Origin of the sequence: Mycobacterium gordonae (assembly GCF_001417955.2) — a bacterium.
Classification (GTDB): domain Bacteria; phylum Actinomycetota; class Actinomycetes; order Mycobacteriales; family Mycobacteriaceae; genus Mycobacterium; species Mycobacterium gordonae_B.
In genome coordinates this window covers 52,605-61,403 of record NZ_LKTM01000212.1, presented here as the reverse complement: position 1 = coordinate 61,403, position 8,799 = coordinate 52,605, and the positions used below count along the sequence as shown (strand labels likewise).

General features: G+C 66.2%; 9 protein-coding genes. 6 read left to right on the top strand and 3 right to left on the bottom strand.

Annotation, left to right across the window (positions count from 1 at the left end; all coding sequences use genetic code 11):
• Positions 1–145: 145 nt before the first annotated feature.
• From AO501_RS16060 to AO501_RS35905, 6 genes are all read left to right on the top strand, one after another.
• Positions 146–1,132: an LLM class F420-dependent oxidoreductase gene (locus tag AO501_RS16060; RefSeq protein WP_055578645.1), complete on the top strand. Its 987-nt coding sequence runs from the start codon at positions 146–148 to the stop codon at positions 1,130–1,132.
• 103 nt (positions 1,133–1,235) lie between these two features.
• On the top strand, positions 1,236–2,171 hold the full coding sequence (locus AO501_RS16055; RefSeq protein ID WP_055578644.1) for an SRPBCC family protein: 936 nt from the start codon (positions 1,236–1,238) through the stop codon (positions 2,169–2,171).
• On the top strand, positions 2,168–3,337 hold the full coding sequence (locus AO501_RS16050; protein ID WP_055578643.1) for a zinc-dependent alcohol dehydrogenase: 1,170 nt from the start codon (positions 2,168–2,170) through the stop codon (positions 3,335–3,337). The genes AO501_RS16055 and AO501_RS16050 overlap by 4 nt, the downstream gene beginning before the upstream one ends.
• A 13-nt stretch (positions 3,338–3,350) precedes the next feature.
• Complete coding sequence (locus AO501_RS16045; RefSeq protein ID WP_055578642.1) at positions 3,351–3,908, top strand: type 1 glutamine amidotransferase domain-containing protein; 558 nt, start codon at positions 3,351–3,353, stop codon at positions 3,906–3,908.
• 105 nt (positions 3,909–4,013) lie between these two features.
• Entirely contained in the window at positions 4,014–4,706 is a 693-nt protein-coding gene (locus AO501_RS16040) for a HemK2/MTQ2 family protein methyltransferase (protein WP_055578641.1), read from the top strand.
• Positions 4,703–4,918, top strand: a complete 216-nt coding sequence (locus AO501_RS35905; protein WP_231752513.1) for a CDGSH iron-sulfur domain-containing protein — start codon at positions 4,703–4,705, stop codon at positions 4,916–4,918. Before AO501_RS16040 ends, AO501_RS35905 begins: the two co-directional genes overlap by 4 nt.
• 22 nt (positions 4,919–4,940) lie before the next feature.
• On the opposite strand, the gene AO501_RS16030 is transcribed toward AO501_RS35905, so the two are convergent.
• Genes AO501_RS16030 through AO501_RS16020 form a run of 3 tightly spaced genes read right to left on the bottom strand, consistent with a single transcriptional unit; the run spans position 4,941 to position 8,790 of the window.
• Positions 4,941–5,957, bottom strand: a complete 1,017-nt coding sequence (locus AO501_RS16030; RefSeq protein ID WP_055578656.1) for an iron-containing redox enzyme family protein — start codon at positions 5,955–5,957, stop codon at positions 4,941–4,943.
• 17 nt (positions 5,958–5,974) lie between these two features.
• Positions 5,975–8,194, bottom strand: a complete 2,220-nt coding sequence (locus AO501_RS16025; protein ID WP_055578640.1) for a SpoIIE family protein phosphatase — start codon at positions 8,192–8,194, stop codon at positions 5,975–5,977.
• Positions 8,191–8,790, bottom strand: coding sequence for a SpoIIE family protein phosphatase (locus AO501_RS16020; protein ID WP_055578655.1), 600 nt, complete (start codon positions 8,788–8,790; stop codon positions 8,191–8,193). Before AO501_RS16020 ends, AO501_RS16025 begins: the two co-directional genes overlap by 4 nt.
• Between the last annotated feature and the right edge of the window lie 9 nt (positions 8,791–8,799).

Below are 8,799 nucleotides of genomic sequence, written 5' to 3'. Positions count from 1 at the left end.
GGTGGCGGTGGTGCGGGCGTGGCCGCCGAACGCCGCGCCAACCACCACGCCCGCACCACCGCCACCGGCCCACCCGACGACGAACCCCCACCCTTCTAGGTGGTCTGCACCGTTTGCGCAGCTGCCTTCCGGGTACCCGTCAGCCATGGCACGGTTCGGTTATACCTTGATGACGGAGCAAGCGGGTCCGAAACAGCTTGTGCGCGATGCTGTTTCGGCAGAGCAACGCGGCTTCGACTTCGAGGTCTGCAGCGATCACTTCTCGCCGTGGCTGGCCTCACAAGGCCACGCACCCAACGCCTGGGCGGTGCTGGGGGCGGTCGCGCACGCCACCGAACGGGTCGATCTGTATTCGTACGTGACCTGCCCCACGATGCGCTACCACCCCGCGATCGTGGCGCAGCAGGCGGCCACCGTGCAGATCCTTTCCGACGGCAGGTTCACCCTCGGACTGGGCAGTGGGGAGAATCTCAACGAACACGTGGTCGGCAAGGGCTGGCCGACGGTCGAGCGCCGTCAGGACATGCTGCGCGAAGCCATCAAGATCATCCGCGAGCTGTTCGGCGGCGAGTTGGTCGACTGGCGCGGCGACTACTTCCAGGTCGATTCCGCCCGCCTGTGGGACGTACCCGAGGTGCCGCCCGGCATTGGTGTGGCAATGGCCGGCGCCAGGGGCGTGGAGAAGTTCGGCAAGCTGGCCGACCACCTGATCGCCGTGGAACCCGACCAGGAGCTGGTCGACGCCTGGCGCACCGCACGCCAAAGTGGCGGCTGGCCCGGCGCCGGCCGGGTGGTAGGGCAATTGCCGGTGTGCTGGGATCCCGACCGCGACGCGGCCATCGCTCGCGCGCACGACCAGTTCCGCTGGTTTGCCGGCGGCTGGACGGTCAACGCCGACCTGCCGACGCCGGCGGGATTCGCCGGCGCTACGCAGTTCGTGCGGCCCGACGATGTCGCCGACAGCATTCCCTGCGGCCCGGACCTGGACGCGATTGTCGAGGCCGCAAAGTCCTACTGGGAAGCCGGATTCACCGATATCGCGCTCATCCAGATCGGCGGCGAATCCCAGGAGCAGTTCCTGAAGGAAGCCGCCGAACCACTGCTGGACGCGCTACGCAGCGCTTCCAGTTGAGTTTCCGTCGCGTATGGGGCCACGTTTGGGCGACTAACGCGGGGGTACCTGGACACCACCCGACGACCGCCGGAACGATGCGGCGACACAAGGAGTTTGGCTGATGAACGATCCCGCAGCGAGTAAAACGGCGGCATTGGTGAAAGGGCTGGGAGTCGCCAGCTTGGGCTTGGGCCTGTCCGAAATTCTGGCACCCGGAAAGATCGCCACACTGGCCGGCGTAGACGAAACCTCTCGATCCCGCACCATCATCCGCTCCCTCGGCATGCGCGAATGTGGCCACGGCGCAGCGCTGTTGGCCGGTCCCGACAAGCTGGTGTGGACACGTGTCGCAGGTGACGTTCTCGACGTCGCGTTCCTGGGCGCGGGAGTCATCCGCCGTGGACCCGGCCGGCGGCGGCGCGGCATCGTCACCGCCGCCGCGCTCACCGCGATCGGCGGGGCGGACCTCTATGCCGCGCTGCGGACCAGCCGCGGCGACTCCGCCCGCCACTCGGGCGGCCAGCGGCACCGCACGTTGCGTGCCGCGGTCACCGTAATGCGAAGTCCGGAATACGTTTACGGGTTCTGGCGGAACCTGGAAAACCTGCCCGACTTCATGTATCACCTGCAATCCGTCACCACAGGCGATGACGGGCAGTCACACTGGATCGCCAACTCCCCGATCGGACAGCCCGTGCAGTGGGACGCGCAGATCGTCGAAGACCTGCCCGGCAAGAAGATCGCCTGGCAATCGTTGCCGGGCTCCGGAATTGAGAACAGCGGATGCGTCGAATTCACGCCTGACCACTCGGGCAAGGGCACCGAGGTGCGAGTCACGCTCGCCTACCAGATGCCTGGCGGTGCGCTGGGCAAGGCGGCGGCGACGCTGCTGGGCGAGTCCCCGGAGCAGCAGGTCAACGACGACCTGCGGCGTTTCAAGCAGATCATGGAGACGGGTCAGATACTGCGTTCCGACGGATCGCCGGAGGGCACAGCCGCCCGGCGACAACTCCATCAGCAGTCGGCCCAACCCTCGGGCAAGGTGGTGCGACGATGAAAGCTACAATTTGGGCCGGACGCAATAGCGTTGAGGTGCAATCGGTTCCGGATCCCAAGATCCTGAACGACCGGGATGCAATCGTGCGGGTCACCTCGACCGCGATCTGCGGCTCGGATCTGCACATCTACGACGGCTACATCCCCACCGTCAAACAGGGCGACATCCTCGGACACGAATTCATGGGTGAGGTCGTCGAAGTCGGCAAGGGAGTGGACAACCTCGCCGTCGGTGACCGGGTGGTGGTGCCGTTTCCCATCGCCTGCGGGGCGTGCTCGGCGTGCGACCGCGACCTGTATTCGCTGTGTGAGAATTCCAATCCCAACGCGGGAATCGCCGAGAAATTGATGGGCCATTCCCCGGCGGGACTTTTCGGCTACTCCCACATGCTGGGCGGATTCGCCGGTGGGCAAGCCGAATACGCGCGGGTCCCGTTCGCAGACGTCGGCCCGCTGAAGATCGCGGACGACCTGACCGACGACCAGGCGCTGTTTCTCTCCGACATCCTGCCGACGGGTTACATGGCTGCCGAAATGTGCGATATCACCCCTGGTGACGTGGTGGCCGTGTGGGGCGCGGGTCCAGTCGGACTGTTCGCGGCGGTGAGCGCCAACCTGCTCGGCGCGTCACAGGTGATCGTCATCGACGAGGTGCCGTACCGGCTGGAGTTGGCCGAGCGACTGGGTGCGACGCCGCTGAACTTCGCCGAAACGTCGGTGCTCGAAGAACTGCGGGAAATGACGGCCGGACGCGGCCCGGATCACTGTATCGACGCGGTGGGCATGGAGGCCCGCAGCGGGACGACCGTCGTGGACGTCTACGACCGGGTCAAGCAGGCCGCGAGGCTGGAAACCGAACGGCCGCATGCACTTCGCGAAGCGGCGATGAGTTGCCGTAATGGCGGCACCATCTCGATCGTCGGCGTCTACGGCGGGATGATGGACAAGTTCCCGATCGGCGCGGTGATGAATCGCTCGTTGACCATCAAGACCGGACAGTGCCACGTGCAGCGCTACATGCGTCCACTGCTCGAGCGGATCCGCAACGGTGAAATCGACCCGACCGCGATCATCAGCCACCACATGCCGCTGAACCAGGCGCCCCAGGGATACGAGATCTTCAAACACAAGCAGGACAACTGCACCAAGGTAGTCCTGAATCCATAAGGAGCTGATTCCGATGACTTTGGACGGCAAAAAAATTGCCATCCTGGCGGCCGACGGGGTAGAGAAAATCGAACTCGAGCAACCGCGTGACGCACTGCAACAGGCCGGCGCACAGATAGACATCGTGTCGCTGAAAGACGGTGAAATCCAAGCCCGCAATCACGATCTCGAACCCGCCGGCACCATCAAAGTCGACCGCTTGGTGTCGGATTCTTCACCCGCGGAATACGTTGGGCTGGTGCTGCCCGGTGGCACCGTCAACCCGGACAAGTTGCGAATGGACGAGTCCGCGGTCTCGTTCGTGCGCGACTTCGTCGAGTCCGGAAAACCCGTTGCCGCAATATGTCATGGCCCGTGGACGCTGGTGGAAGCGGGCGTGGTGACCGGCCGCACACTGACGTCGTACCCGAGCATCCGCACCGACCTGCGCAATGCGGGAGCGAATGTGGTCGACGAGGAAGTAGTGGTTGACGGCAACCTGATCACCAGTCGCTCACCAAAAGATTTGTCGGCCTTTTGTTCAACGATTCTGCAGCAATTCGCTCAGGCGTCTGCCGGTTCGTCCAGTTAACGACAAACCCCTGAAATCGGTTTCAACGTCCCATTTTGAGGGCATAAAAACGCCGAGCCGTGATCGCCACGGCGAAATCCTCCGACGGGTCGAGAAAGGCTTGCCGTGACGACCACATACCCCGCGCCAGTCGAAACACTGGTCGCCGAAAGGGTTTACCAGCCCCAATACGACTCCTACCTGTTGGTCGACACGATGCGACGAACAGGTCTGATCCCCCGGCGACGGGTCCTCGACCTGTGCACCGGATCAGGATTCGTCGCGATCGCGGCGGCAGAAATGGCCTGTGCCAGCGTGACCGCATATGACATCTGCCCATCCGCCGTCAGCTACTCGCGCGGTAACGCCGCCGGTGCCGGTGTGAATGTCGATGTGCGGCAGGGTTCTTGGGTTAAGGCCCTGGATCACGGGCCCTACGACGTCGTCGTGTCGAATCCGCCTTACGTCCCGACGCCGCCTCTCGATGACACGAGCGCGATAGCGTCGATCGCGGGCCCGTCCCGCGCATACAACGCCGGGCCGGACGGCCGGCTGGTGCTGGACCCGTTGTGCGGTTCGGCGTCGGAGTTGCTGGCTGACGGAGGGTCCCTGCTGTTGGTGCACTCGGCTCTCGCCGGCGTCGATCAGACGTTGCAAACCCTGCGGGACACCGGACTGAAGGCTGATGTCGTTGCATCACAGCTGATCCCATTCGGTCCGGTCTTGACGGCGCGAGCACAATGGCTGGAGGAAACCGGTCGCATCGGGCGCGGTTGCCGGAGGGAGCAGATCGTGGTGATCCGGGCAGACAAACCGTGAGCACGACTCGCGTACAGGTGATACCGAACGGGCCGGTGCTGGTCTCCGGCCCGGCGCGGATCGAGACACCTGGCGGGGACGTGGTGGAATCCGATCGTTTCATGGTGGCCGTGTGCACCTGTCGGCGCAGCCAGGACTACCCGCTGTGCGACACCAGTCACCGCAGATGTCGTGGCCCCAAAGTCGAGCGCTTACTCAACGCCGAAAGCTGATAACGCCGAAAGCTGATACCGCCTACAGCGGCCGCCGCAGCGAAGACCTTCCCTGCTGCCAGGACGTCATGAGCACCGCGGCCAGCCGGTCCTCGACCGCCGCGTGCGCGCGAATCCCGAACACCACGTCGCTGTCCAGGTGAGGTTCACGGGCCAGCAGATCGCCCACCACGTCGATTCGCACAATGTGCTCGTGTACCGCGTCCGCTTCCACGTGTTCGCGGTAGAAAGCCACGCACGCCTCCGGCGCCTGCATCCGCCGCAGCGCGTCGACCATCCGCCGCGAACCTGGTGGCGAAGTGATCTCGGTGGACGCGAAGTGCCCCACCGCGGCGCCCCGCAGCCGCCGGTGCAGCCCGAACAGCGACATCAGGTTGACCGCCGCCAGCGCCTCGGCCGGCACCGCGTCCAGATAAGCCAGATAGGTCGAATCCAGGCCCGCCGCGTCCAGCAGGTCGGCGAACAGCTGCTGGTGCATGTGCGGACCCCGCCCGGCGCCGTACTCGTCGTACTCGATGGCGACGAACGCCGCCTTGGCGGTCCCGAGTAGGCGGGGGATGGCGAATGCGTGCGGGTCCGCCTCTTTGAGGTGGTAAAGGGAGCGGTGCACGAAGTACTCCCGCATCTGCTCCCAGGTCCCGCTGTCCCGCAGGTACCACGACGGGCCGGAGCCATCGCGCGGTTCGATCGTCAGAGCGTCCATTTCCGCGGCCGCTGAGTGGCCGGTATCGATGGGTCCCACGTCGCGGCGTACGCCGGCCAGGAAGACGCGCTCCAGTTCCGCACGCAGCCCCAACAGGGCCGGATTCCACTCCCAACCCGGATCAACCGACGCAAAGCCGCGGTAGTGGAGTTCGTAGCACATGTACAACGCGAGCTGCAGGTCCAGGCCGTAGGGATCGGAGTCTCGCACCGACGCTCCGATCCGGCCCGACGGTTCACGCGAGGCCGGAGTGGTCAGGATGCGGCGTACAGCCGTCGACAGGGGACCGTGTGCCGCCGGCAGGGCCGGTTCAACGGTGATCGACGTGTGAGTCACCACGATGTTTTACCCCGCTAACGGTCAGGCAAACGAAAGACGATGTCGATGGTGGTGCCGTCGGGGCGGTTGTCGATGAGCATCGACTCGCTCATGACACTCATGAGCGGCAGGCCCCGGCCCCCGTTACCCGGGTCGGCCGCCGGCGGCTTCCACGATCCCGAGTCGGCGATCCGCGCTCGGATCTCCCCGTCGGCGGCTTCCATCTCGAGCCGCATGGTGCCGAGCTCGTGCCCTTCGTAGGCGTGCTCGACGCAGTTGGTGCACGCCTCGCTTATCACCAGGACGATGTCGGCGGAAAGCAGCTCCGAGACGTCGGCATCCCGGAGCCACGAGGTCAGCGCCCGCCGGATAGGCGCCAGGTTCTCGGCGGTCGCCTTGGTCTCGATGCGCAACGGGGCCAGCCGGTGCCGGTACACGACCATCGCGACGTCGTCGTCGTAACCGCCCACCGGTGCCAGTTGGTCGAGCACCGCGTCTGCGACGGCACTGATGGGCAGTCCGACGGTGTCCGTCAGCACGTCGGCGACCCGAGCGAGCCCGTCGTCGATCGACTCGTGCCGGCGCTCGACCAGGCCGTCGGTGAACCACATCAGCATCGCCCCCGCGGTCAGCTGCTCGGCTGCCTGCGGCCGAGTCTCATTGCGCCGCACAGCAAGTGGCACCGAACTGGCATCGGTCAGCAGCAACGTCGCGGTGGGCGTCCCGGCCACTGTCCGGACCAGCACGGCCGGCATGTGACCGGCGTTGCTGTATTCGAGCACGCCGGATTCGGTGTCGATGATCGCCAGGAAAACCGTCGTGCAGTACGCGTCCGGAATCAGCGACGCGGCGGCGTCGAGCTGCTCCAGCAGCACCGCCGGCCTGGCCCCGGTCAGCAGCAGAGCACGTGCGGAACTGCGCAACTGGCCCATGATCGCGGCGGCCGGCAACCCCCGGCCAACGCAGTCGCCGACGACGATCCCGATGCGGGTCTCGTCGATCGGCAGCACGTCGTACCAGTCACCACCGATCTCGAGGGGCGGGACCGCCGGCTCGTACCGCACCGCGAAGCCTGGGGGCGGCTGCATCGGCGGCAGCATCGCCCGCTGCAGCGTCAGCGACGTCACGCGTGCGGCCTCGAACTGCCGGACGTGCTGGATGGCCAGGCTCAGGTGGCCGATCAGCATTGTCACCAGCAGCTTGTCCTCGGCGCTGACCCAGCGTGGTGAAGCGAGTTCCAGCCACAGGGCCACGTCGCCGGCACCCGAGAGCATGGCGACCAGGCCCCGGGCCTTGCCGGGAGCCTGCGCCCACTCCACCGTCTTGGCAGTCAGCGGGAGCTGATGGCGGGCTTCCTGGAAAATCTCTCGAAGATCGGGATTCATTGCGCGCCAGGTGGATTCGGGAGGATCGCCCGCCACCACGACAGTCGGTTCGCCCTCGCCCGAGGGCCACATCACCGCGACCACCCGGCGCACGTCGACCGCGGCGCGGCTCTCCTCGAGGGTGATCTCGATCACCTCGGCCACGCTCTTGGCGACACTCACCGAGGTGGCCAGGCGCATGACCGCGCTTTCCCGGGCGGCGAAGGCCCGCCGCGCGGTGACGTCCCGGATCGTGCCGACGTAGACGTCCGGCCCGCCGTCGGGCCCGCGAACGGCGTTGATGCTGACCGCAACCCAGGCCAGGTGTCCGTCCTGGTGACGGACCGGGATCTCGTACTCGGCACTGCCCAGTTCGCGGACGCGCTGCTGTTCGGCGTAGGTGCCTTCGCGGTCCACCAGCCACGGCTGGGGCCACGAATACGGCAGTCCGTCGGCGCCGTATCCGAGAATGTCGGCGAATGCGTTGTTGACTTCGACGACCGTGCCGTCCTCGTCGGCGACGAAGAATCCCTCCTGCAACGAGTTCACCAGTGCCGTGCGGAACCTGTCGCGGTCGGCGAGGTCTTCGGCGCGAGCCCGTTCCTCCGCGTATCGCCTTGTGCCGTCGATGAAGCCGCGAGTTGCGACGTCCAGGGGCGCCAGGGTCTGCAGCACGAATTCCAGTGCGGTGCCGCGGTTGACCGGGTCGGTCTTGGAGAGTTCGTCGAGCAGCCAGAACGTGTTCTCGATGATGTCGAGCATGCTGATCTGTTCCTGCAGTGCCCGGCGCCCGAGTTCGTGCCCGACCGCCAGGATTTCCTCGTTATGCGTCTCCAGATAGGTCCGCAGCGCGGCCCGGTACTGATCGTGGAATTCGCCGGGGTACGTCATGTCGAGATACCCCGGTGACGCGCGGCCAGCACCATGGCGTCGTCGGTTTCCTTGGCGTGCTTCGCCAAAACCTGTTCGGCGATGTCGGCGGCGGATGCCGCGAAGTCGAGATGGTCGAGGTAGTCGTCAGAGATGCCGTCGCTGGTGATCAGCAAGAGATCGCCGGTGCGTATCGAAACCACCTGCGCGGGCCGGGTTTCCGGGATTCGGTAGCCGACGATGCCGCCGACCAGCCGGGCGCTGGACCGGATCTGGACTCCTCCGACGCTCTTGGCCACCAGGTTCGCCCGGACGTTGCCGATCCCGGTCCAGCTCAGCTGGCTGGTCTGAAAATCGATGCGGGCCAAAGACATCGCGGCGCCCCTGGTGCCGGTCAGCACCCGGTGGGAGAGCGCGACCAGAACTTCCAGCCGCTGTCCCCTGGCGTTCGCGAGCGCCTCGACACCCGCCAGCGCGGCGCCGGCAGCGGCCGGTCCGTGGCCCAGACCGTCCAGCACACCGAACAACGCGGCCCCGCCGTCGACGTCCACCGCGACGGCCTGGTCGCCGCAGAGTTGCTCGCCCGGACGGGGGCGACTGGCCGTCGCCCACTCGATCGGACCGAA

Bases quoted from the DNA above. Each gene is read 5' to 3' on its own strand.
- AO501_RS16060 (WP_055578645.1), top strand. From the start codon at position 146: ATGGCACGGTTCGGTTATACCTTGATGACGGAGCAAGCGGGTCCGAAA.
- AO501_RS16055 (WP_055578644.1), top strand. From the start codon at position 1,236: ATGAACGATCCCGCAGCGAGTAAAACGGCGGCATTGGTGAAAGGGCTG.
- AO501_RS16050 (WP_055578643.1), top strand. From the start codon at position 2,168: ATGAAAGCTACAATTTGGGCCGGACGCAATAGCGTTGAGGTGCAATCG.
- AO501_RS16045 (WP_055578642.1), top strand. From the start codon at position 3,351: ATGACTTTGGACGGCAAAAAAATTGCCATCCTGGCGGCCGACGGGGTA.
- AO501_RS16025 (WP_055578640.1), bottom strand. From the start codon at position 8,194: ATGACGTACCCCGGCGAATTCCACGATCAGTACCGGGCCGCGCTGCGG.